Raw genomic sequence first — 22233 nt, forward strand, 5'->3', positions numbered from 1 at the left:
CCCCTATGGTGAAGGTCCTCCACCGGGATAAGCCATCATCGCGCTAGCTCCGGACCAGCCGGGCTACGAAGAACCCCTCCGTACGGTGCCGATGCGGCCAGAACCTACGTACTCGATCCGCCCACGGGTACCTCTCGTTCATCCAGGAGTCGAAGCCGGGCGAGCCGAACCCGAAAGGTTCCTCCACCTCGAACTCGTCGAACTCGCGCAAGAAGCGGCGTACCACGGACTCGTCCTCCACTACGGTGACCGAGCACGTGGAGTACACGAGGGTTCTTTCCACCAGCGGCGCGACGCCACGTAGGATCGAGAGCTGGCCGCGGGCATACCTCTTCACGTGTCTCCACTTGACGGTCCACTTGGCCTCGGGGGCCCGAACGTAAGCCCCGGAGCTCGAACACGGTGGGTCCACGAGGGCGAGGTCGAACGTCTCGTCGGTCTCCCGGTAGAGCCGGGAGGAGTCCGCCCTGCGGAGCCTGGCTTCGATCCCCCATCGGCGGAAGTTACGACGCATCTCCCTGAGGCGCCTGGGGTTCACGTCCACACACGTGAGCTCGATCTCGCCTTCCGTCAGCGCATACAGGTACGCCGACTTCCCACCGGGGGCCGCACAAGCGTCGAGCACACGATCTCCGGGCTCCGGCCGCAGCGCGTAAGCGGCGGCCGCGGACGCCTTGTCTTGGTAAGCCACCCAACCTCGGCGGTAAGGCTCGGTCCTGACGGGCGGTACATCGTGATCCACCACCCGCAGCATGAACGGCAGATCGGGATCTTCCTCCACGGCCACCCCGTCGTCCTCCAGCGCCAGTATAGCCTTGTCCGGGTCCACCATGTGGGCATGTACGCGGAGGTAACGCTCGGGCTCGCGGTTGTTAGCGTCCATCAACTTCGTCAGCTCGTTTTCACCCAGTAGGTCCATCAGGTGCTTGACGAACCATTCCGGATGGGAGTACTCGATCGCCAGGCGCTCTACGGTGTCCTTAGCCCGGTTCAATACGTCGGAGAGCTCGAGCCGCTCGACGTCGTAGAGGACGGCGTTCACGAACCGGGCGGGGCCCTCCCCGACACACTCCACGACGATCTTCACGGCCTCGTTCGTGGCGATCGCGGGCTTCACGTCGTTGAACTTCATCTCGAACGTACCGACCCTGAGGGCGTTCCTAACCCACGGGTCCAGGTCGAAAAGCTTCGCGTTCCGTATCGTCGCCTCCAGGAACGCGTCGACCGTGCGGAGGCGCTTCATCAGCTCGAAGCAGTACGCGTGGATGGTGCCCCAGACGCGATGGTCCCGGACTCCCTCGTTCAGCAGCACCTTCTTAACGCACTCACGGAGCGAACGTCGCGTCTCCTCCCACTCGACGAACACGCGTGCCGTGAGCTCCTGTCGGCTGAGGCTGCTCAACAGATCACCCCGGGGTCCTAGTGACTTGTACTTGGCCGAAGTGGCCGGGATCGAGGAGCTTAGTGCCGTCGCCGTCCTGGGTATCGGAGGCGGTGGCGATGTCGTCGGAGCCTGTCACACGTACCGATGGATAAGGGAAGGGATCGAGCCGGAGCGCTTGGTCCTCGGAGGGCTCACCTGGGAGCGTGCCGTCGTCGATCCGGAGCCCGGTCCTCGATCGCGCGACGAGATCGTGGGAGACGTCGAATGGATCCACGAGCGTATTGGAATACTACGCGGAAGGGCGAGGCCTAGACGGGGTCAAGAGTTCGCGGAGTCACGCGTCCGACGCGTGTTGAGGAGGATGGGACACCGCGACGTGGAGATCGTACTGGTGGACGTCAGTGGAGGCGTGAAAGGGACCGTGGACGGTCTCAAGGCGCTGATCGAACACTTCGAGCTGGACGTCGTCTTCGGGATCGATGTCGGTGGGGACGCGTTAGCGAGGGGTGACGAGCCCGGAGTCGAGAGCCCACTGGCCGATTCTATCATGACCTGTTCGCTGTCGAAGCTCGAGGAGACCGTGCTCGGGGTATTCGGGTGGGGGTCCGACGGTGAGCTGACCCGAGAGGAGCTCCGGCGGAGGTTCTCCGAGATAGCGGCTGAGGGCGGTTACCTCGGGGCGATCGGACTCACCGGACGCGATGTGAAGTTCCTGAAGAAATTGGCAGAGGTGGTGGAGACGGAGGCCAGTTTGATCCCCCTCAGGGCGGCTGTCGAGGGCGAGCTCGGACCGCTGGAGATTCGAGGAGGGTACAGAACCGTGGAGCTCGGGCCGGCATCGGTGTGTACCTTTTACTTCGACCCGGAAGTCGTCGCGCGTGGTAGTATCCTATGCGAGCTCGTGGACGGCACCGAGAGCGTGGAGGAAGCCCACGAACGCATCCGGAAGGAGCTCGGCATCAAAACCGAGCTCGACTGGGAGCGTGAGCGGGCCGAGCGCTGAACTCAGTTACGGAGTGACGCACCGCGACCTTCCTCGTATTCGACGCTATCTGCCGAAAGTACAATCGTGGAGGTTTAGATCCACACCGACGTCGAGTGACGCTGTGCATTTGATCCCTCCCATCCGTCGTTACGATAGGGGCGGTCGGTCGTGCTCCTGAACGAGGTTAAGGTTCGGAAGATCGTGGAGCTAGCACTGACGGAAGACGTCGGCCGTGCGGATCTGACCTCCTCCATTGTGGAAGGTGAGCGGGCGGAGGCGGAGATCGTGGCAAAAGAGGAGGGCGTCGTTTCGGGAACGCTCCCGGCCCGACTGACGTTCGAACTCCTAGACTGCGAAGTCGACGTGCTCGTGGAAGACGGCGAACGAATTCAACCCGGCGACATCGTGCTGAAAGCCTATGGGGAGGCTACGGCCCTTCTCGCGGCGGAGCGAGTGGCGCTCAACTTCCTCATGCGGCTGTCCGGGATCGCGACGGCTACGCGGAAGGTCGTCGAGAGAGTCCGTGAGGTGAATCCGGACGTTATTGTAGCCGCGACCAGGAAAGTCCATCCGATCACGGGATTTCTCGAGAAGAAGGCGGTATCGGATGGGGGCGGAGACCTCCACCGGTTCGGCCTGGACGATGCCGTTCTGATCAAAGATAACCACCTGGCGCTGGTCGGGTCGGTCCGGGATGCCGTGCGGCGGGCGAGGGAGCGGGTGGGTTTCACCAAAGTAATCGGCGTGGAAGTCGAGTCGATCGAAGACGCCGTTGAGGCCGCGAAGGCGGGCGCGGACCACGTGTTGCTGGATAATATGAAACCGGCGGAGATCCGGCGGGCGGTGAACGAAGTTCGGAAAGTCCGTGAAGATGTGATCCTGGAGGCTTCCGGTGGCATCACGCCCGAGAACGCACCCGAGTACGCGGAAACCGGAGTTGATGTGATCTCGCTCGGGTGGTTGACACACTCCGCGCCGGCCTTGGACCTGAGCATGCGGGTTCGACGGATGACATGAAGAGTGTCGGGATATCCTCACTTCCGAGACCGGTACTCGAGCTCGCGGACGAAATCGCTCAAGGTCATCACGAACCGGGCGTCGGCGACGCGGTGAGCGTACGCGTCGGGATCCGGATTGACGGAGACCACGAAGTCGGAGCGGAAGTCGACGGCGAATGTGTCGTAAGAAGCGCCGACGAGGACCAGCAGTTCCTCCTCGACGACGTTACCCGTGTTGACACCCGTCGGCGGGATCCCGGGCAGGAACTTGGAAGCGTGTTTGGTGCAGTACAAGCGGACGTCGAGGCCTAAGCTTTCGAGAATTTCGACGAGGCGGTCCAGTGCATCCCGGTCGTCATTGAGGGAAGACGTGAACGCCGGTAGGTCCCTCGAAATGTCACCTAGCACACCCTTACCGACGACTACGGCGACGGTGTCGTAGAAATCAATGGCACGGAGGAGCTCGTCCCAATCGGCTTCGCCGGTAGGTTCGACCTCAGGCTTTCCAGGCGGATGGCTCGAGAGCAGAAGGTCCTCGGTGAGGACTACGCAGGCGAGCCTGTGCTCATCTCGGGAGGATTCGGCGGCGTCGAGGATGGTCTCGTAGATATCATCTTGAGTCTCGGGGATCTCGACGCGGAGTTTCAGGTCGCGTAGGACGTCGGGGAGCTCGACGGAGCAGGTGTAGGAACCGCGGCCATCGGCATCCAAGCCGATGATGAGGAGTCCGGGCCAGTCACCCTCCTCGGCTAGGAGTTGGGCGGCGACGTAGGCACCCTTATCCTTGAGCACGGCGACACCGTAGCCGTCGGCTTGGGCGAGACCGATCACGATCCCGACCGCGTCGAACTCGGAGGCGACGGGTACGACCTCGAACGGATGATCACTTTCCTCCAGTGCGCGGACGACCTCGTTGAGCGGAAATCCCGGCAGGTACGCCACGACGTCGGGTTCGAGGTCGTGAAGGGCGCGGATGACCTCGTGTGACCCTATAGGAAGGTAATCGGTCGACATCTCATCTCCACTAGACTCGGTCCTTCCTTCCGACACCGCTTCAGCACCTCCAGTGCCTCTTCGACGCTTTCGGCGATCTCGGCGGGGTCGAAACCCATGGAACGGGCTATATCGGCCGGCGAGGTGTGAACGGCCGGGTTCTCCTGGCCTCCCGTCATCCCCCACGCCGCATCGGTCACGACCACCACCGTCAAGTTCTCGAAGCGATCGCGGTTCTGAGCCACGGTAGCCAAAGTGTGTAAATGCATGAAGAAGCCACCGTCGCCGACGATACAGTAGACCCTCCCACCGTCGGTTCCGAGGCAGTGACCCAACGCCACGGACATCGAGCCGCCCAGCGCGCCAGTGCCTCCGTCCGGATCCAAGCCTACCTTGGCCGCGGCGATGGTGTGATCGCCTAAGTCCACGATCACCCGATCCTCCTCTTTCAAGACCTTCCGAAGTGCGAGGAGAGCTTCCTCCGGCCGCAACGTCGTTCCCTCACTATCATTCCAGCAGGTACACTATACCCTTGTCCAGATCCACCTCCACTTCGCTACCCTCTGGGGGCATGAGGTGCTCATGCTCTTCGCCGTGACAGGGTGCATCCTCGGGGATCTCGGGCTCTACTAGGAGGTCCTTTACATCATCGTCGATGGGTTTCGCCTCCCTTACAACGGGGATGGTACCGTCCTCGGAGAGCGTCCGAACGTCTCCGGTACAGATTATGGCAACGGCACCCATCACTTCGGGGTACGTGTCGTAGGCTCCCCCGAGGTCTTGGGTGAAGACTGCTTGTCCCTCTTCGATCTCGACTATGCGGTCCGGGTGGGTTATGTGGATGACCTCACCGCTTACCTTACCCTTGCCGCGCACGGTTTCCCCTCGCAGCACCGGTGTCGGCAAGTCGGTTCCCCCGTCAGCTCGGGACCGGCATCCTTATTTGGGTTCTTCATTCCGGATAGCCTGCGACACTTGCCCTCGGAGGGGTAGTCCGTTGGAAGAGCGAATCAGATGCGAGATATGCGGACGCGTGATCAACGGTCGACCTAAGGTCGTGAAGGTGGAAGGATCGGAACTGCGGGTGTGCGAGGAGTGTGCCAAGTTCGGTCGTGAGGTGGTCAAGCCGCGACCTCGCCGTGAGACCGGACGGGTGCAGCGTGAGCGCCGCCCACGGCGCAGACCCACCGGCGCGAGACGAAGACCGAGAGGGTTCGATCCCTTCAGCGAGGGGCTGGAGGTAGTTCCGGATTACGACGAGCGTGTCCGCGAGGCTAGGGAACGTAGAGGTTGGAGCCAGGAGGACCTAGCCAAGAAGATCGGAGAGAAGGTTTCGGTGATCCGGCGTATTGAATCGGGCAAGATGGAACCGGACGTCGAGCTGGCGCGCAAGCTGGAGAGGGTCCTGGAAATAGAGCTCCTAGAGCGGGTGAGTGAAGAGGACACCGGATCCGTGGGGATCGGGAGCGGCGAGCTGACGCTGGGTGATGTAGTGGAGATTAGGAAGAAGTGAGCGTTACACCGGAGACGTGCGAAGTATCAGCGTAACCACGACGATCGCTAGGGCAACCGAGACCAGGGCGAATCCGTAAGTTCGAATGTCGATGTGCGCGCTCCGACGCTCCTCCACCACGCGCTCTGCCACTTTCATGCAGAGCTCCCGAGCCTTATCTTCAACCTCATCCTCGTCACCGTTCGCGTATATTCGTAGCCGACCACGATCGCTGTCGATGACGAGGAGAACGTCCGCTTCCACACCCCGCTCGTAGTCGCACACTTCTTTGAACTGCTCTTTGACCAGGGAGAGCACCTCGTTGATCGTGTACTCGTCCGCGGGAACGTCCAGGAGAAGCTTCCCATCGACCTCCGTGTCTTCATCAACTATCGCCACATCACAACGCTTGATCGGAAGCGATTCCTCGGAAGTTTCGAGTTTCTCATCGATGGAGAATTTATTGAGATAATCCTTACCGAACAGGATCACCTTCCCGGTTTCTTTGCACACCGAAGAAAGGACACCTTTGTTGAACTCGTCGATGTCCTCACCGACCACTATCACCACATCGTTCTTCGCGGACTTAACGAGGCTCATTACCTCCGGAATCGTCCAGCCCCTCCTTAAGACCAGTAACGTTGCCCGCCGTCTCACTTACTCCACCCTCGACCTCTTGGAGTTCGTCTACCGGGATGAGGATGGGCCCCATCTCCTTAACTTGGACTATTTTGTACTCCTTCGGGAGCGTGTCCACGGTATCTTCCACTTCCGACCCACTGACGTTCACCTTAACGCCATCGACGTCGTCCGTGCTGTCTACACCCTCGAACTTGATAGTTACCGTACCAGCGTACGCCCGGCCACGGAGTTCCGCTGTTACGGGCGCTGGTTGCATCAGGATTATCTCCTTAATGGCACTAATGATGGCTTCCTTCAGCCCCGTCCTCCTCGGGATCTTTACGGAATCTTCGATCCGGCCCCCTACTTCGAGGTAATACCGACCTTCGGGGGCTCGGAACTCATCGATGACCACTTTCACATCACGACCGGAGCACTGCTGACATAGGGCGGTATCGCGGAGTACGGAGACCGCCACCACACGCATGGGTCCCGCGAGTTGCTTTCCGATGTGTGGTATCTTCGAAGCTTCGAGCATCTCCACTCTGGGTACTATCCCTAGGTAATCACGATAGGCATCAAGAATAGCTTCCCGAACGGCCGTTTCAGCCTGATCGAGCAAGACTCCGCCTCCGTACAACTCGACCCGCTCCGGGACGTTCATGTCTAAGCTCCTGATGATACTCTTAACGGCCGACCTCACGGCGTCCCGGACGTACTCCGCGACCTCTTCGATGGCCTCCAACACCTCACGGCGGGTAAGGTCGTACCGTGAGAGTTCCGAATCGGCCATCGGCGAATTGATCTTCTTTTTGATATTTTCCGCTTCTTCATATGTTAGTCCTAAATCATTAGCTATGGCTAAGGTAAAATCACGTCCGCCAACTTTAATAGAATGACACACTTCCACAAGTGTGTTACGCACAACGGAGATATCCGTAGTACCTCCACCGGAATCAATTAGGAGGCAGTTCTCGATTTTGTAATCTCTGATCGCTTTGGCCACGGCGAGGGGTTCAACCGATATCGTGATTAACTTCATATTAAGGAGCCTAGCGATGCGCTCTAGGTTATTAATGAGCCCCAAGCTTGTATTCGATACTATGGCCCTGAACTGCAAGTGAGTGACTTGAGAACCGATGAGACCGTCGGGGTGGTCTGCCCCGAGTTCCCTTGGGTCTACCTCTGCTCCGTCGACCTTGAGATCCACTATATCGACGGAGATAGGCCAGTTTTCGGGCGAGAACTCCAAGCGGTGCGCTAGCGTGTATCCTATGTCCTCTATGCGGAGCTTTCCTTCGGGGCTCACGCTCGCCTCCGCTTCCACCATAGTGAACCGGTCTCCCGTCATCGACAATCCGATACCCTCTACGTCCGAAGGACTGACCCCTGCATCACGAAGTGCTTCTTCTACGGTTTTCTTGACTATCCGGCTCACACCCTTCACGTATCTGACGTTTCCTCGCTCCATGATCGTGGGATCGAGGATGTACCGCTCGCTGTACCCCTTGACCATCAGGTTACCACTCCTGAGTCGCCCTACGGCGGCTGAGATCACCTCGGTACCCAAGTCTACGGCGACCACGTGCAAGCGATCATCCCTCCATCTGTCCGAGTTCTCGCTGCTTGGTCCGCTGTCTCTCTACGATCTCCTCTAGGTCGATATCGTGGGCTGTGAGGAACGCTTCGACCTCTATCAATAGGTCACCCAGCTCCTCAATGAGTGCTTCCCGGTTGCCGGAACGTACCGCGTTCCTGACCTCGATAGCCTCCTCCACAAGTCTCGCGCCGGTGGACACCTCTACCGCCCGATCCTTCCGCGGCAGTAACCCCTTAAGGCCGAGGATTTGAGAACGTATTAGATCAACCGACTTGAACCTTCTGACGGCCTCAGCTACGAGGTTCAATGTGAGACTCCCCTGTACACGTAAGCGCGTCGTAAATCGTCCAGTCGCAGCACCTCCGGTACGCCTAACCCCGGAACCTCGAAGGTATAGCTCACGACGGTAGCTCCGCACGATACCAGCTCCTCTGATATTTCCTCGAGGAGAGACGGCATTAAATACACGAATACGACGTCCGGATTTAACTCCCGCAGGTCGATGTCCCGGACGTCAGAATGTATAAAGATGGTTTTATCGTCTACTCTAAGTGTTTCGGATTTTGCGCGGGCTAACTCGAGCACATCCTCCCGTACGTCCACCCCCATCCCTTCACACCCATACAGGTAGGCGGCCGAGATCACGAAGCGACCGTCTCCGCAGCCCAGATCCACCACTCTATTTTTAGGAGTTAACTCCAGCTTTCGAAGGATCTCAACCACGATCTCGATGGGTGTCGGTACGAGGTATAGCTCCGTTGGACACGTCACCACGTGGTCGTCGCTCCGGTGATACTCCACCTCGTTCGGGAACTCATCGAGCAGTCTCTCTACCTTCCTTTTCCCTATCATCTTCGATCCTCCGCTTAGGCGAGTGGTATCCGCGAAGCTCCTCGAGCTTTCCGAACCTGCGGGCTATTCCCCTGTACACGTCACCGTGCCTTGGGGTTATAACGATCAAATGGGCCGGGGGATGGATTTCAGAGATCTTCCGAATAACTTCGGCCGGTTCACCTTCTACACGAGCGACCGCGGCCACTGGATACCTTCTCCGCACCTCACCCAAAAGCTCCCGTACTATCGTGTCAGCGACCTCCGGATCCATAATTCTCGGTTTGCCCAAGATTTTAATACCCGCGTACCTCTCGATATCCGACAAGCTTGTGAGTATCTTCTCGTAAGAATCCGACCTGATCACCACGAACAAGCTTCGGTCCCCTCGCTCTCCCGATGCTGGGGGGTTTAACCTGGGCGTCAGGGTGAATATCGTCGGTGTCGACGTCTCGGGCCGACACGCGGAGGAGGACGGTCATTATAATAGGATCACGGCCTGCGTGTCGGCCGAGGTGGATGGGTTCAATGTGTTTACGGTCAGAGATGTGAACGTGTTCGTCGTATGTACTCGCGAGCCCCCGAACTTGCGGACGCTGACCGAGGAAGTCTCCCGGGCCCTTAACGGCCTGGACAAGGACGATGAGTACATGGTGGTGGCGGAACCGGGTGAGTTCTTTGGAGAACCGGAGTGGAGGGTCTCGGCCCTTTTAGGGGCCCCGTTCAAGTACGCCGAGACCGTGGCCGAGCGAGAGGTAGTGGAAATGGCGCATAAGCTCGCCTACGGAGTCTACAGAGGCGTGAAGATGGGGTTGAAGGTTGCCCAGTCGCCCTCGGGCGGTTTTGGTTGAACGGTTGGAGTGGAGACAGGAGAGCCGCATTGATGAGCTGAAAGAGCTGGCCGAATCTGCCGGCTACGACGTCGTCGGCTCGTTCAGACAGGTCCGTCACGAAGACCCTCGATACCATATAGGGGAAGGAAAGGTCAAAGAGCTGGCGGAGTTCGTGCGCGAGAACGACGTGGACAAAGTCATCTTCGAGAACGAGATCAAGCCAGTCCAGGCGTTCAACCTTGCAGGTGAGCTGGGAGTTGAGGTAATCGACAGATTCCAGTTGATCCTCGAGATATTCGCACAGAGAGCTCGAACCCGCGAAGCCAAACTGCAGGTGAAGCTCGCGCAGCTCAAGTACGAACTGCCCAGGGCACGTGAGATGGTGAACCTAGCTAAAAAGGAGGAGCGTCCGGGTTTCCGCGGCCTCGGTAAGTACGAAGCCGACAAATACGAGGAAATGATCCGACGGAAGATCGCCAAGATAGAGCGTGAACTCCGACGGATCGAGAAAGATCGAGAGCTAAAGAGGAAGCACCGACATCGGTTAGGGTTCGAACTAGTTACGTTGGCCGGGTACACATGTGCGGGTAAAAGCACCCTAATGCGGGCCCTAACCGACGAGACGGTCTACGTGGACTCCAAGATGTTCTCCACGCTGGATACCAAAACTAGAGCCGTAGACCTGGACGGACACCGCGTACTCCTCACCGACACCGTCGGATTCGTGGATAACCTACCCCACTGGCTCGTGGAGTCTTTCAAATCGACTCTTGAGGAAACCGCCCAAGCCGACCTGGTCCTGCTGGTGGTAGACGTCAGTGACGAGTTACCGGAGATCAAGCGTAAACTCCGGGTGTGCCACAGGACGTTGGAGGAGATAGGCGCTGAAGGCCCCATCGTGACCGCGCTCAACAAGGCGGATCTGATAGGATGGGAGGAAGCGGAGCGACGCCTCCGGGAACTAGAAGGGTACGTGTCTCATCCGGTGGTCGTTTCCGCTAAGACAGGGGAAGGCCTCGACGACCTCAAGGCCGAGATGCGTACGGTGCTCTCCAGGTACTGGAAGAACGTCCGCATCGAGCTACCGATGAGGAACGAAACCATGCGGGTTGTTTCGAAACTACATGAACTCGGAAACGTGCTGGACGAGCGTTGGTCGAACGACGGTGTTGAGGTGTTCCTCGAGGTCAGTGAGAAGGCCCTGGGAACCGTGAGAGGAACCGTGAAGGGGTTCGGTAAAGTGGAGGTATTGGATTAATCCTCACGCGAACTCTTCCGGTACCATTCCGGAACTTGGATCAGTGAATAACCCCCGTCGGGACCGGGCTTTCCGTCGATCTTGAAACCCATCTTACGGAGGTCCTTCACCCTATTGTGGACGGCTACGCGGCTCTCTCGATTGATGTACTCCTTAAGCAGCTCGCCGCTCACGTAGTTGCCGGTTTTGGTGTAGATACCGGCCTCTTTCAGTATCTGTTTCGCACGCTTTTCGCCCACGGTTTTTGAGAGCTGATCTAGCAGCCTGTTCGCCTCCTCCAACACGGACAGAATGATGAGGTGACCTGCGTCTATCTTCACGCCTTTCTCGTACGCTCGCTTCAAGAACTCCCACAGATCGCCTCTGGGACGACTCCTCGCGACGCGCTCCAGCCTGGACTGCGTGAGTACGGCGATCTCGTCGTCACGCGCCACGTCGGGATCACCCCCGTTCCGTCCCCTATAACGTTTCGAGGATTTTAACTTTCCACGCCGCCGTAGGGCGTTACATACCCCTGAGCTCGCGTCTGCGCTTGGCGACCTTCCTGGCGACCACGGCCTCCCCGAGCCTGAACAAGTAAATAAAGAGGTTTTCTAGACCACCCATGAGCCAGAGTACGTATCCGAACGTTCTATCACTTATCTTACGCTCGAACTCCTCGGGCGTAAGATCTCGATTTAGCTCACGGTTGAATACCATCGTGGCGGCTTCGATGAACTCATCCCACGATATCCCAGGCACGTTCTCGTGAATCTTCTCCAGTAGGTCCCGCGCCGGTGTGTCGTAGAGATTCGACATGAGCTCGACGACAGTCCTGAGCGTAACGACACCGACCACCCGCATGTCTTCCTCCAGTGGGACGAGCGTGAGGTCGGAGTCCGTAAGAATTTCCACGGCCTTCGTGATGGGGTCGGAGGGAGAGATCGACTCCGGCGATCGGCATACCTCTTCAACTGTCTCGGCGCCAGCGGTGAGTCCTCGAGCGATGTCGTTGGACGTCACTAAGCCGACCAAACGGTCCGAACCGTTCACTACGACAGCCGTGTACTCGGAGTACCTCGTGAGCTCTCGAACCGCCTGCTCGAGACTGTCCTCGGGTTTCACTCTAGGATACTCTTTAGTGGCCCACATCTCGGCCCTCATCACACCTCCTCCCTAACTTCCTTGATCTTTATCGCACCAGTCGGACAATTTCGAGCACACTCTCCGCATCTTATGCACCGGTCGTAGGAAATATTGGCGACATCCCCTTCCATCTCGACGGCATCCACTGGACAGACTTCTACACAGACCTCACACCCTATACACATATCCTGATCCAACTCAATTTCACGCTCGAATTCAGGCGGTGTTAAGGTACGCTCAATAACGATGGCATCGACGGGACATGCATGTTCACAAGCTTTACAACCTATACATTTATCCTCGTCTATCCTTAACTTATCAATATTTGGTGCCTCGACAGGACAAATCTGTTCACAAAGACGACAGGCTATGCATCGATCTTTTCTCAGAATTGCCTTCCTAAGTACGAACTTACGTCGTATTACATCAACTTCCTCGAGCTTTACTTCAATGCTATCTTTAGTTACTCGGGCTTCACCGGATACCACCTTGATGGCATCTACGGGGCAAGACTTAGCACATAACCGACACCTCACACATGCGTCGTGATCAACCTCTGGAGGATTGGTGCTGTCCGGTTCTGTTAGCGCGTCTACCGGGCACTCTTCGTAACATGTCTTACACCCTACACATCGCTCGGGGTCTATAGTCACGAACTCCCGACGTACGGCTGGTGTCTCAGAAAGTACTTCCAACACTGTATCTTCATCAGCGTCTTCCACACGATCTAACACCATTTCAACTACCTTATCGATCGAAATTTCAAGCGTTTTCATCCCCGGAATCCCCCCACGGGTTCGATAGCACGGGACGGACAGATTCGAACGCACTCGAGACATCCTACACACCGATCAACGTCTAACTTAGGGGGAGACCCTTTCGCTCCGAAGAGCGCTTCAACCGGGCAGGAAGAAGAGCACGCTTGACAACCGACACATTTGGACTCGGATATCCGCACGCTCACTTCGGGACGTTTTGTCAGGACCTCGATTCGGTAACTTCCTTTGGGAAGCTCACATGTGGCACGGCCGAGGAGTATGGCATCGAAAGGACATACTTCCACACACAAGCCGCACCGCACACAGTCTTTTTCGTCGATCTTAGCGGAATCCTCCACCTCAATCGCGCCTGTGGGACACTCTTTCTCACAAAGACCACAGGCGCGGCATAGCTCGTGTATCACAACAACTTCACGGACCTCGACTATCACGTCCACTCACCACCTCAGCCATGAGCTCCTCTATCACGTTCTTCACTTCGAACTCGATGACACGGCGTATCATTTCCTCAGACATCTTGCGTTCTAAAAGTTCGGAAAGCTTCTCCTCGACGTCTCTTTCAGTCCTCGTAGTTGAGCCGAATTCTTCAGCCGCTTCCAGCATTTCTCGGGTTAAGATGCCGAGGAACGCATCGGAGATCCGAGACCGCAGCACTTCACGCTCGGCCTCCTCCGTAGGTACGCGGTCCACGGCCGATGTCGGACAGGCGTCCGCGCATAGGCCGCATCGCACGCACAGGTCGGGCATGATCACAGGCATCCGAGTTATCTCCTCGATGCGTATCGCATCCACCGGGCAGACATCGTAGCATATACGACATCCTATGCACATGTCAGGTTGTATGTAAAACACTTCGTCAGTACACTTAGGTCGTGGACGATGATCGGGTCGTTTCAGTGCTTCCGTGGGACAGTATGCCACACAATTATAACATCCTAGGCACCGTTCAGGGTCCGGATCTCCATCTGGCACGTTATCAGCGGCACCTGTTGGACACACCTCGTGACAACGGTTACACTCAACACACAGTTCCCTATTCAGTCGTGGATTGCTTCGACGTTTGAGCTGAGGTACCTCCAACTCTACCGTGACACTACCATAAGGACAAACTTTTACACATTCTAAACACCCATGACATGCGTCCAGGTCTATTCTGTGTTCTTCAATGATCTCACGCATAACTCCGGTGGGACATACCTCGATGCAGGGCCTATTTTCACAACGATCACATGTACGGAGATCAACACCAATGAACCTCACTTCAATATCTGCCTTAGGGACACGAACGGGTCTACGTTTCGGCTTTAATTCCGTGAATGATACCTCATAAAACCTGAATACATCCCGAGGGCACGCCTGTACACAGAAAGAACATGCAACACACCGATCCTCATCGAGCCGCACCCGCTCGTCCACCTCGATCGCTCCGGTAGGGCAGACTTCGGCACAGAGGCCACATCCCGCGCACTCGTCGGGCCGTTCGACTTCCACGATGTTGATGGTCACGTTACGAAGACGATCCTCGAAGGAGAAGTGAAGATCGACCACCACCGGTCACCCCCGGAGCGAAGCTTCGAGGTACTCCTTCCACCGCTTCACTAGCTCGTCGGTGTCTGTAGGAACCAGCTTGATGGCACCCGCAACTGGGCAGACTTCCAGACACACCTCGCATAGCACGCAGCGCTCTTCGTCCACCTCGGCAGTCTCCTCCACGGTGATGGCGTCGGACGGACAGGCACTCTCGCACTTACCACAACCTACGCATAAGTCACTGTCAACGACGATGCGGGCGGGCTTGGGCGGCTGAACTCGTTCCTCGACCTCCTCGTGAAGCGTACCCATCTCGATGGCTCCGGTGGGACAGACCTCCACGCAGAGACCGCAGCGGATGCACCGTTCCTTGTGCAGGACGGGTCCTTCCTCGGACATCTCCATTGCGGGCGGACATCCGTCCCGTCCTTCGACTGGACAAGCGTCGGCGCAAGCCCCACACAAGATGCACCGATCCAGGTCGACGTCCGGGAAGTCCCGGAACCTGGGAGGTCTTTGCATGATCTCTCGGGAGGTGTGAGCGTCGAGCAGACGCTTGGATCCTTCCCGGCTCAATATGTGGTTCAGGAAGTCCTGGAGCAAGCGCGGATCACCTCCCGCGCCTTCCCTTCTAAGAGAACCTTACCCTCCCGTTCATCGATCACCACGAACCTCTCATTGCACGCGACGCACGGGTCCAAGCTCGCATATGTGGCTACGGCGTCTGCGATGCTAGGAGATCCAGGCGCTATCGCCTCCAGGACTCGGATATTCGGGACGGAAGGTGTGCGGATCGTAACGCGCTTCACGACTCCTCCAGGAGCTAGTTCCATATCGTACACGAGTTCCCCTCGTGGGGCCTCGACGCGGTTATCGACGTGTCCCGCGTTCACCTCCAGCTCCCGTCGATGCCTCCCTTCGGGCAACTCATCGACGATCCGCTCGATGAGCTCTATGGACTGCAAACACTCGTCGTATCGGACCAAGATCCTGGCGAGGTTGTCCCCCTCCTTCCTGTAAACGGGCTTGAAGCCCAGCTCCGGATAAACGGGCTCTTGGAGACGCATGTCAGACTCGGGGACTCCGGAAGCCCTAGCCTGCGGCCCAACGACTCGGTACTTCCTGATATGGTCCTTAGTGATCACCCCGACACCACGCGATCGGAGCTTGATGAAGGGATCGTTCTTGGCGATTCGTCGGTACGTTATCACGTCGTCACGGATTGCGTCCAGGGTTTCGAGGACGTTGTTCAGTTGGTCCTCGGTGACGTCCATTCGAACACCACCGACGACGTTCCAACCCGTCAGGATCCGGTTACCGGTTATCTCTTCGATGCAGTCCAGGACGCGCTCACGAGTGTTCATGTTCCACACGAACATAGTCTCATGCTCTATCGAGTAGAAGTAGGCGGCGTTGGCGATGAGGTGGGATTGAATCCTATCTAGCTCTTGCACGAGGACGCGGAGGAACAATCCACGCGGAGCGGGATCTCCTTCGGCGAGTTTCTCGACACCTCCGATGAAGCACATGTTGTGCGCGTGGGAGCAGATTCCGCAGACTCGTTCAGCGAGGAAGGCGGCCTTCTGCCAGGGCATTCCCTCCATGATCTTCTCGATACCACGGTGGCAGTATCCCATCTCCACCTTGCAGTCCACAACCTCTTCTCCTCGGACCGCCAGCTTGATCCGGAGGGGCTCTTTGAGGATCGGATGATTAGGACCCACGGGGACACGGTGTGATATCGGCTCGATCTCACCCGTCTCGACGTCCACGACTTGGACGTTGGATTGGATCTCACGCCTCCTGCGCTTCACGGGCCCCACCCCTACGGAACTCCCAACTGCGGAACAAAGCAGGAAGCACGTCGACGACCGCGGAGACTATCTCCTCGGGCCGTGGTGGACATCCTGGAACCTCAGCGTCTACGGGGATCACCTCGCGTACCGGCCCACATACGCGGCCTCCTCGCTGGTTGAAGATGCCGCCAGAGCACGCGCAGGTGCCCACAGCGACGACGGCCTTGGGCTCGGGGACCTTGTGGTACAGCTTGACTAGCTTATCTCGCCATTGATACGTAACTGGTCCAGTAACTATTAGAACGTCAGATTTCCTCGGATTATTGTGGTAATAGATACCGTACTGTTCTAGATCGTATCGATAAGTGTAGCAAGCTAAAATTTCAATATCGCATCCATTACACCCACCAGTGTTCACTACTGTCACATGAATAGACCTAGATCTCACAAACCCTTTCAATTTTTTAAGCGCTGACTTCAGGCTCATATAATCCCCCTCTCACGGAGAGAAGTGAAGAACTTTGTTAATTCCTTACGGTCTATCGGCACGGATTTTCGTCCTTCAAACATTCGCAGTAGTTCATCCTCTAGAGCTTCACTAAGTTTCCCATCACTAACCACATCCATAAGCACCGCTAAAGTGATCACTTCATCGTCAACGTTGTCCAGAAGTCGCTCAGCTTGTTCAACTTCGGAGTGTAACCCATAGAGCCCGGAACAAGACCGTGCTCTGGACAGCACGTCGATCACATGGTCCTCGTCGACGTTCAGGAGCTCAGCCAGACGGTGCACGATATCCCGACGATATGCGTAACTGGTGAGAATCCACTTCTTGATGCGGAGTACCAAATTCGGATCTTCAGCGTAGCGCTCGTTTAGGTCCTCTTCAGTGATATTCTTACGTCTTATTAGGAACCGCATCATCGCGGTCCTAACCCCTCAAGCCAGGTAAGAGCGGCGAGAAAAGTCGCAATTCCTAACACGGTTTCAATTCGTCCGTACCCTGGTCGCATGTTCACCACATATCCGATCAGGAACGCGGCTATCCAGATCCCTACCGGCACCGATCGCATCCAGGAGACGGCCAGAAGTGTCCATCCCAATACCGCCAGCAGTAGACTGATCGGATCCACTCTCCGCTCCCGGAAGATCTCGGGGTACATACGGTAGCTGTACTCGAGACCCACCAACGATCCCACCAGGAACATCGCTACGGCGCCCGCGATCACTGCTTCGACGAACATCCTGCCCTCGAAACCGATCATAGGTGACCCACCCTTAGCGCGTGTATCGAGACACCGAGGATCAGCAGGATCGCTGCCACCACCGCCAGTTGTTCGGTTCTGTGTAATACGTGCTCCAACCTGGCGCAAACGAGGAAGATGACCGATGACGCTAGCAGCAGCACTCCTCCGGCTTTAGCGTAGATCGAGTGCTCGAGGAGCAGGATCGCGGCCATCCCGACCAGGGACAGCGACAGTACGCAGAGGTGCGAGCGCAACGGGACCCCCCTATCCGAGGACCAGGAAGTCCAGGAACATCATTGAGGCTATTATCACGTGGAACCCGACGGCCTGGTACGGATTCAGTATCGGCGTCAGCGCGCACATCGAGGCCAGGAGTAGCGTGAGGACCCCCATGGTCAGGAGGTGAGAGACCGGGTCGGATATCCCCAAGAACACCGCCTGGAAGACCCAGAGCTCACAGTAGTACTTGATGGCTTCAGCCACGTACATCAGCCCACGCAGGAACCCCGGATATTCCGTGAGGTAACCCTCGACGATGTCGTATCCCTTCGAAGGATCCAACGGGGAGTAAGGTGAGTCTACCCACAGGAGGGTGAAGAACGCCAAGGCCGAGAACGGGATGTGTTCTATCAGCGGGCCGTGAGCGTGTTCCCACGCCAGTATGCCGGTTACATCCATGTGCCCTGTTACGAAGTACGCCGATATCAGAGAACAGGCCAGCGCCAGCTCGCCGGCGGGCATAATGGCGTGTCGCACACCACCGATCTTGGTGTAAGTGGAACCTGAGGACACTCCGGCACCGTGGGAGAGAACCTTGTAGGACGCGTACAGGGCGAAGAACGGGAGCAAATTACCCCGATACACTGCCGAGATGGTGACCGCAGCCGACCAGATTATCACGTTGAAAACCGGCACCATCCAGTACAGGAACTCCGCCGAGGTCAGTGGGGCGTATCCTTCCTTGAGCATAAACTTCAACGTGTGGAGGAACTCCTGAACTATCGGCGGTCCCGGCCTACGCTGAATGCGCGCCATTACCTTCCGATGCAGTCCGAGGAACACGCTTCCGACCAAGAAGGCTTCGGTGATCCCCACCAGCGTTTCGAGCACGATCAACGCTCAGTACCCCAGGAAAGGTGTCCTATCCCGATCACCTCGAGGCGAGAGCGCCCATCCTAGGACGAAGATCGTGAGGGCGATCGCCAGGATCGTTAGAGCAGAGAACACTCCGTGATATCTGTCCACGAGCCACGGCCTGGCGACATCAGCCCACACTAGTGTCATGTCCGCCACCAGTACCGCTACTACCGGTACCCACCGCACGCCACCGCCCCCCTAGGGTAAGGCCGCAAGCAACTCCAGGTAGCGGGAGAACGTCAACAGCGTCGTCAGGTGTATCACGAAGGCGTATCGGCCCCAGATCCGCCGGAACGAGTCCACCTTAACCGCGTAGAAGGGACCGACTCCGGCCTCTCCGATGACCCCCGCCGTTAACAGGGCCTTACCGTAAGTTAATGTCCAACCTCCCGCTCCCTTCGGCATTTTCATCAACTCATGGACGCTCAAAGTACCCGTAGAGGCGAGTATTAGTGCCGCACCTCCGAAAAGGGGTAAACTGGCTATCAAACACATGAGACCGTAGTTGAAAGCACACTCCAGCGCGAACTCGTCCTCGACGGTGGTGCCTATCAGCCCCATGTTGGAGATTCCGAGCAGCGAAAGGAACAGGGTGAAGTTGAAAACGTCTCCAGTGGTCACTACGCCGGTGGCCGCGAGGGTCGAGACTAGAGCCAGGGCCGCTTTGATCTTATCCTCCCGCGGGCTGACGATCTTGGCTTTAATCCGGGGCCTGCGGTGGTCTATTTCGACGTACACGTCGGTATTGCTGAGGATGGGAAGTGCGAGAACGGCGAGAAGGACCGCCAATATGATCATGTTAATCGTGCTTAGGTATGGTACTATGTCGCCCAGCGGTATTATGAAAAGTACCTTACCGCTCGGGTACACGTCGTCGGGCCCCCGCTCTCACATCGTAACCCATGGCGTAGCCCAGTAGCGTGAGCTTGGGACCGACCTTGACGAGTATTCCACCAGTACCCGCCAAGATCAGGGCTAGGAGCCACGCCTTGGGATGTAGGAAGAACGTGCTGAAACCGGCGACCCAGAACGCCCAACCGATCCCCGAGATTGACTCCATCCCGCGCCACTCCTCGTAGTGCGGTCGGTTCGCCCTGGAGAACAGGTAGAACGCCGCTCCTGAGCCCGCCACGGCTCCTCCGGTGAAGCCCGTAAGTAGCACCCCGTAGACCACCAGCCCGATCATGATGGCCGTCGGCGCCGTGCGGAGGACCTCCATGTCCAAGGGTTCGAACTCGGGTAGGGAATCCCCATCCGTGTATCGGGCGACGAGTACTTCCGCCGTAGCTATCAACTCGGCCAGACCGACCACCAGTCCGGGTAGAATCAAGCACTCCGCTAGGTCGGTACCGACGGAGGCTAGGAGTGTCAACGAGCCGACTTCCAGTGCGTCGGTCATAGTCAGCCTGTTGAGCGGATTGCGATCCGCCGCGATGTCGACTGCCGCGATCAGACCCACCGCTATTCCGGCAGCTACGGCCACGTGGTACATTTTCACGGTGATCTCTGGGACGACGTGAGGGACTATCATTCGCCGCCCTCCCTCTCCATTTCCTCCTCGCCGATCGTCTTGGTTCGGACGATCCACGAGAACGTCACGAAAGCCACGAACATGATGGACGATTCCAGGACAGTATCCAAGCCCCGCGTGTAGTAGAGGATCTCATCGAGGATGCCACCAGGATGGGACACGATCGTCGTACCACAGTGCCTGGAGTTATGGGCCAGCCACCTGGTGAACGGTGTCAGGTAGGAGGTGACCCACCCGCGGACGGGTTCGAACTGGGGGTACTGCGAGATAGTCACTCCCGGACTTTCGAGTGGGACTCCCCCGCGATCGTAGGGGGCGAGTGGATCTCCGGCCTTCATCTGAACCTGCGGCGCGGGCCGAGGGTAGAGCTGCTCCCGATGGTACGAATGTCCACAATGCAAACCCAAGAGTGCGAGTACAGCTAGGAGAAGGCAGTACACTGATACCATACTTTCAGGCCGTCTAATCGCGTTCAGAGCCCTCGAGAACTTCGCGGTCACGCTCACTGGCCTCCACCCTCAATATCGCCCTCATCAATATCGGGGTCGTAAAGGCGCCGACTGCGATGAACGTGATCAGGGCGAGTAGGTGGTTGAACGCTAGGAATACCAGGCACACGCCTACCGTTGCCAGTTCCAGGTTGAGAGATTTCACAACTGGATCTGAACGAGCAGGTCCTATCGCCGCCCCTAGCGTGCCGAGGATTATCATGAAAGCACCGGTGTATAGGATGGCCTCGCACTCATGCACTTCGCCTCACCTCCTCAATCCGGATCAGGTACACGCAGAACATTATCGTCCCTACCGCCTCGAGGGCCACACCGGCGGCAGCGACGTCGAGGTATCCCTCCGCAGCTACGGCGCAGATCATACCCGATTTAACCAGCGCAATCGAAGGAAGCTTCTGAAGTGGGTCACGGCGTAACACCGTGGCGATCGACCCCAAGACGCAGGCTGTGAGCGACGTGAGGAGGAGCCAGTTCAATCCAACTCGCCCGCCCTTCTGATCTCCTCGATCTTTTGGATCGTGTAGGAGACGGCATTGGACTCGAGCGTTGAGAAGATGAACACACACAGGGCCGCTATCAGACCCATGTCGGTGCGCCACGTCGTCGCTACGAGACCCGCGAGTCCGAACCCGACCACGTTGAGATAGAGCATTTGAGCGTAAAGATCCCTCGCCACCAGGAGGCGCAGTGACATCAGGATTACGATGGCCGCCATCACCGCCTGTGCGGAGATCACTTTTCGGCCCCCCTCCCCATCCGGCGTGCGATATCACCGATCAACCGGGACGCTCGAGGGTGGTCGATCCCGTGGATGGTCATGATCGCTATCACCATTCCAGCAACGAAGTTGGCAGGATCCATTCCAAGCACTTTATCGTAGAGGGTCACCAACACGGTGGCCGTGAGCGACCCGAGGGTACCGGCGTATCCGGGGTCGGCACACAGACGATTACCCAAGTACACCGCTAGAGCCGCGACCAACCCACCTTCCGGTCCTCCTAGGCAGTAGTACCCTGAGGAAGCCAGTAAGGTACCAGCCGACGCGTCGGGTGAACACACTATGTTGCCCATGAAATAGCCGCCGGCGATGTCACCTCCTCGGCGTTCGACTGAGCGCCCGATGGCTTCTGCGCCTTTAACACCTGGAGCTTCCGGCAATCCCATAAGTATATCTACGATGACGAAGTTCAGCCACGCGAGGACTGATCCGACGACTATCTGCAGAATCTGGAGTCCTTCTTGCAGTCCGATCACCCCGCCTCGGGTCGGGGGAACACCTTCTCGATGTACGCGGTGAAGGCCGCCGACAACGCCCCAACGACCGCGCCTACGATCGCGAGCGGTATCGGAGGATGGTACCCGATCACCCTGATCACGAGTACTGTCGCGCCGGCGGCTATCACCGGCGTGGGAAACGCAGCCGAGACTTCCCATGACTTCCTGCGGGGTTTATCGCGCTGGATCGGTGGTAGCCCCAGCGCTAGCGCCGTCCCGAACGCAACGGCGGCCGCCACTCCCACAGCCACTAATCCAGGGTCTTTCATTTTAAGGTTTCCCCCAACATCTCTTGGGCGGTTCCCGAAG

The 22233-nt window shown here is 57.8% G+C and carries 35 protein-coding genes; 5 read left to right on the forward strand and 30 right to left on the reverse strand.

Translation table 11 applies throughout. From position 1 onward, the window contains the following. Positions 1 to 43 precede the first annotated feature (43 nt). Positions 44 to 1402: an RsmB/NOP family class I SAM-dependent RNA methyltransferase gene (locus MK_RS02380; protein ID WP_011018814.1), complete on the reverse strand. Its 1359-nt coding sequence runs from the start codon at positions 1400 to 1402 to the stop codon at positions 44 to 46. Between the two features lie 25 nt (positions 1403 to 1427). Here MK_RS02380 and MK_RS02385 point away from each other — a divergent pair, with 25 nt between their 5' ends. Both MK_RS02385 and nadC read left to right on the forward strand, forming a co-directional pair. Beyond that, positions 1428 to 2387, forward strand: a complete 960-nt coding sequence (locus MK_RS02385) for a DUF1152 domain-containing protein (protein ID WP_011018815.1) — start codon at positions 1428 to 1430, stop codon at positions 2385 to 2387. Positions 2388 to 2537: 150 nt separating this feature from the next. Next, a complete protein-coding gene (nadC, locus tag MK_RS02390) occupies positions 2538 to 3386 on the forward strand; it encodes a carboxylating nicotinate-nucleotide diphosphorylase (protein ID WP_011018816.1) in 849 nt (282 codons plus the stop codon). A 17-nt stretch (positions 3387 to 3403) separates the two neighbouring features. Here nadC and MK_RS02395 read toward each other — a convergent pair whose 3' ends face one another. The 3 genes from MK_RS02395 to MK_RS02405 are packed head-to-tail and all read right to left on the reverse strand — an operon-like array spanning position 3404 to position 5266. Beyond that, positions 3404 to 4417, reverse strand: coding sequence for a hypothetical protein (locus tag MK_RS02395; RefSeq protein WP_158295889.1), 1014 nt, complete (start codon positions 4415 to 4417; stop codon positions 3404 to 3406). Next, complete coding sequence (locus tag MK_RS02400; protein WP_011018818.1) at positions 4357 to 4851, reverse strand: thiamine pyrophosphate-dependent enzyme; 495 nt, start codon at positions 4849 to 4851, stop codon at positions 4357 to 4359. Before MK_RS02400 ends, MK_RS02395 begins: the two co-directional genes overlap by 61 nt. Positions 4852 to 4867: 16 nt before the next feature. Continuing rightward, on the reverse strand, positions 4868 to 5266 hold the full coding sequence (locus MK_RS02405; protein WP_148679506.1) for a hypothetical protein: 399 nt from the start codon (positions 5264 to 5266) through the stop codon (positions 4868 to 4870). Between the two features lie 91 nt (positions 5267 to 5357). Between MK_RS02405 and MK_RS02410 the strand changes: the two genes are divergently transcribed. Beyond that, positions 5358 to 5873, forward strand: a complete 516-nt coding sequence (locus MK_RS02410) for a multiprotein bridging factor aMBF1 (protein WP_011018819.1) — start codon at positions 5358 to 5360, stop codon at positions 5871 to 5873. A gap of 3 nt (positions 5874 to 5876) precedes the next feature. Here the strand turns inward: MK_RS02410 and MK_RS02415 are convergent, their stop codons facing one another. From MK_RS02415 to MK_RS02435, 5 genes are read right to left on the reverse strand one after another with little or no spacing between them, the layout of a single operon-like run. Further along, positions 5877 to 6452, reverse strand: coding sequence for a hypothetical protein (locus MK_RS02415; RefSeq protein WP_011018820.1), 576 nt, complete (start codon positions 6450 to 6452; stop codon positions 5877 to 5879). Next, the gene (locus MK_RS02420) at positions 6439 to 8058 is read right to left on the reverse strand and encodes a cell division FtsA domain-containing protein (protein ID WP_226988702.1); all 1620 of its coding nucleotides are present in this window, start codon (positions 8056 to 8058) and stop codon (positions 6439 to 6441) included. Before MK_RS02420 ends, MK_RS02415 begins: the two co-directional genes overlap by 14 nt. Positions 8059 to 8068: 10 nt before the next feature. Next, on the reverse strand, positions 8069 to 8380 hold the full coding sequence (locus MK_RS02425; RefSeq protein WP_011018822.1) for a MazG nucleotide pyrophosphohydrolase domain-containing protein: 312 nt from the start codon (positions 8378 to 8380) through the stop codon (positions 8069 to 8071). Beyond that, positions 8377 to 8925, reverse strand: a complete 549-nt coding sequence (locus MK_RS02430; RefSeq protein WP_011018823.1) for an SAM-dependent methyltransferase — start codon at positions 8923 to 8925, stop codon at positions 8377 to 8379. Before MK_RS02430 ends, MK_RS02425 begins: the two co-directional genes overlap by 4 nt. After that, a complete protein-coding gene (locus MK_RS02435) occupies positions 8888 to 9274 on the reverse strand; it encodes a DUF356 domain-containing protein (RefSeq protein ID WP_226988703.1) in 387 nt (128 codons plus the stop codon). Before MK_RS02435 ends, MK_RS02430 begins: the two co-directional genes overlap by 38 nt. Positions 9275 to 9332: 58 nt before the next feature. Between MK_RS02435 and MK_RS02440 the strand changes: the two genes are divergently transcribed. Both MK_RS02440 and hflX read left to right on the forward strand, forming a co-directional pair. Beyond that, a complete protein-coding gene (locus tag MK_RS02440; protein WP_011018825.1) occupies positions 9333 to 9755 on the forward strand; it encodes a DUF2209 domain-containing protein in 423 nt (140 codons plus the stop codon). Continuing rightward, positions 9724 to 10995 carry a GTPase HflX gene (hflX, locus tag MK_RS02445; RefSeq protein WP_011018826.1) on the forward strand — a complete coding sequence of 424 codons (1272 nt, stop codon included), beginning with the start codon at positions 9724 to 9726 and terminating at the stop codon, positions 10993 to 10995. The genes MK_RS02440 and hflX overlap by 32 nt, the downstream gene beginning before the upstream one ends. Here the strand turns inward: hflX and MK_RS02450 are convergent. The 21 genes from MK_RS02450 to ehaA all read right to left on the reverse strand — a co-directional run bounded on the left by MK_RS02450 (position 10992) and on the right by ehaA (position 22193). Then, the gene (locus MK_RS02450; protein WP_011018827.1) at positions 10992 to 11429 is read right to left on the reverse strand and encodes an HTH domain-containing protein; all 438 of its coding nucleotides are present in this window, start codon (positions 11427 to 11429) and stop codon (positions 10992 to 10994) included. The two genes, hflX and MK_RS02450, sit on opposite strands and share 4 nt — an antisense overlap. 70 nt (positions 11430 to 11499) lie before the next feature. Further along, positions 11500 to 12138, reverse strand: coding sequence for a CBS domain-containing protein (locus MK_RS02455; RefSeq protein ID WP_011018828.1), 639 nt, complete (start codon positions 12136 to 12138; stop codon positions 11500 to 11502). Continuing rightward, a complete protein-coding gene (locus MK_RS02460; RefSeq protein WP_158295890.1) occupies positions 12138 to 12815 on the reverse strand; it encodes a 4Fe-4S binding protein in 678 nt (225 codons plus the stop codon). Before MK_RS02460 ends, MK_RS02455 begins: the two co-directional genes overlap by 1 nt. A gap of 77 nt (positions 12816 to 12892) precedes the next feature. Then, positions 12893 to 13336 (reverse strand): 4Fe-4S binding protein, encoded by a 444-nt coding sequence (locus MK_RS09445; protein WP_011018830.1) that lies wholly within the window; start codon positions 13334 to 13336, stop codon positions 12893 to 12895. Continuing rightward, positions 13311 to 14447: a 4Fe-4S binding protein gene (locus MK_RS02470; RefSeq protein WP_158295892.1), complete on the reverse strand. Its 1137-nt coding sequence runs from the start codon at positions 14445 to 14447 to the stop codon at positions 13311 to 13313. Before MK_RS02470 ends, MK_RS09445 begins: the two co-directional genes overlap by 26 nt. 6 nt (positions 14448 to 14453) lie before the next feature. Beyond that, positions 14454 to 15032: a 4Fe-4S binding protein gene (locus MK_RS02475; protein WP_011018832.1), complete on the reverse strand. Its 579-nt coding sequence runs from the start codon at positions 15030 to 15032 to the stop codon at positions 14454 to 14456. Further along, positions 15014 to 16243, reverse strand: coding sequence for a nickel-dependent hydrogenase large subunit (locus MK_RS02480; protein WP_011018833.1), 1230 nt, complete (start codon positions 16241 to 16243; stop codon positions 15014 to 15016). Before MK_RS02480 ends, MK_RS02475 begins: the two co-directional genes overlap by 19 nt. After that, positions 16224 to 16712 carry an NADH-quinone oxidoreductase subunit B family protein gene (locus tag MK_RS02485; protein WP_011018834.1) on the reverse strand — a complete coding sequence of 163 codons (489 nt, stop codon included), beginning with the start codon at positions 16710 to 16712 and terminating at the stop codon, positions 16224 to 16226. The genes MK_RS02480 and MK_RS02485 overlap by 20 nt, the downstream gene beginning before the upstream one ends. Further along, the gene (locus MK_RS02490; protein WP_011018835.1) at positions 16709 to 17149 is read right to left on the reverse strand and encodes a DUF1959 family protein; all 441 of its coding nucleotides are present in this window, start codon (positions 17147 to 17149) and stop codon (positions 16709 to 16711) included. The genes MK_RS02485 and MK_RS02490 overlap by 4 nt, the downstream gene beginning before the upstream one ends. Continuing rightward, positions 17146 to 17490: a DUF2104 domain-containing protein gene (locus MK_RS02495; RefSeq protein ID WP_011018836.1), complete on the reverse strand. Its 345-nt coding sequence runs from the start codon at positions 17488 to 17490 to the stop codon at positions 17146 to 17148. The genes MK_RS02490 and MK_RS02495 overlap by 4 nt, the downstream gene beginning before the upstream one ends. Continuing rightward, a complete protein-coding gene (locus tag MK_RS02500; protein WP_011018837.1) occupies positions 17487 to 17726 on the reverse strand; it encodes a hypothetical protein in 240 nt (79 codons plus the stop codon). The genes MK_RS02495 and MK_RS02500 overlap by 4 nt, the downstream gene beginning before the upstream one ends. Before the next feature lie 10 nt (positions 17727 to 17736). Further along, positions 17737 to 18582: a respiratory chain complex I subunit 1 family protein gene (locus tag MK_RS02505; RefSeq protein WP_226988704.1), complete on the reverse strand. Its 846-nt coding sequence runs from the start codon at positions 18580 to 18582 to the stop codon at positions 17737 to 17739. Positions 18583 to 18591: 9 nt separating this feature from the next. After that, positions 18592 to 18795, reverse strand: coding sequence for a hypothetical protein (locus MK_RS02510; protein WP_011018839.1), 204 nt, complete (start codon positions 18793 to 18795; stop codon positions 18592 to 18594). Positions 18796 to 18807: 12 nt separating this feature from the next. Beyond that, complete coding sequence (locus tag MK_RS02515) at positions 18808 to 19479, reverse strand: proton-conducting transporter membrane subunit (RefSeq protein ID WP_011018840.1); 672 nt, start codon at positions 19477 to 19479, stop codon at positions 18808 to 18810. Then, positions 19463 to 20140 carry an EhaG family protein gene (locus MK_RS02520; protein WP_011018841.1) on the reverse strand — a complete coding sequence of 226 codons (678 nt, stop codon included), beginning with the start codon at positions 20138 to 20140 and terminating at the stop codon, positions 19463 to 19465. The genes MK_RS02515 and MK_RS02520 overlap by 17 nt, the downstream gene beginning before the upstream one ends. Then, positions 20137 to 20646: a DUF2106 family protein gene (locus tag MK_RS02525; RefSeq protein WP_011018842.1), complete on the reverse strand. Its 510-nt coding sequence runs from the start codon at positions 20644 to 20646 to the stop codon at positions 20137 to 20139. The genes MK_RS02520 and MK_RS02525 overlap by 4 nt, the downstream gene beginning before the upstream one ends. Further along, entirely contained in the window at positions 20603 to 20890 is a 288-nt protein-coding gene (locus MK_RS02530; protein ID WP_011018843.1) for an EhaE family protein, read from the reverse strand. Before MK_RS02530 ends, MK_RS02525 begins: the two co-directional genes overlap by 44 nt. Further along, a complete protein-coding gene (locus tag MK_RS02535) occupies positions 20883 to 21125 on the reverse strand; it encodes a DUF2108 domain-containing protein (protein ID WP_011018844.1) in 243 nt (80 codons plus the stop codon). The genes MK_RS02530 and MK_RS02535 overlap by 8 nt, the downstream gene beginning before the upstream one ends. Further along, on the reverse strand, positions 21122 to 21385 hold the full coding sequence (locus tag MK_RS02540; RefSeq protein WP_011018845.1) for a DUF2109 family protein: 264 nt from the start codon (positions 21383 to 21385) through the stop codon (positions 21122 to 21124). Before MK_RS02540 ends, MK_RS02535 begins: the two co-directional genes overlap by 4 nt. Next, complete coding sequence (locus MK_RS02545) at positions 21382 to 21903, reverse strand: hypothetical protein (RefSeq protein ID WP_011018846.1); 522 nt, start codon at positions 21901 to 21903, stop codon at positions 21382 to 21384. The genes MK_RS02540 and MK_RS02545 overlap by 4 nt, the downstream gene beginning before the upstream one ends. Further along, a complete protein-coding gene (gene ehaA / locus MK_RS02550) occupies positions 21900 to 22193 on the reverse strand; it encodes an energy-converting NiFe hydrogenase A subunit EhaA (RefSeq protein ID WP_011018847.1) in 294 nt (97 codons plus the stop codon). Before ehaA ends, MK_RS02545 begins: the two co-directional genes overlap by 4 nt. Positions 22194 to 22233: the final 40 nt, after the last annotated feature.

The organism is Methanopyrus kandleri AV19 (assembly GCF_000007185.1).
Taxonomy (GTDB): Archaea; JAADCQ01; Methanopyri; order Methanopyrales; family Methanopyraceae; genus Methanopyrus; species Methanopyrus kandleri.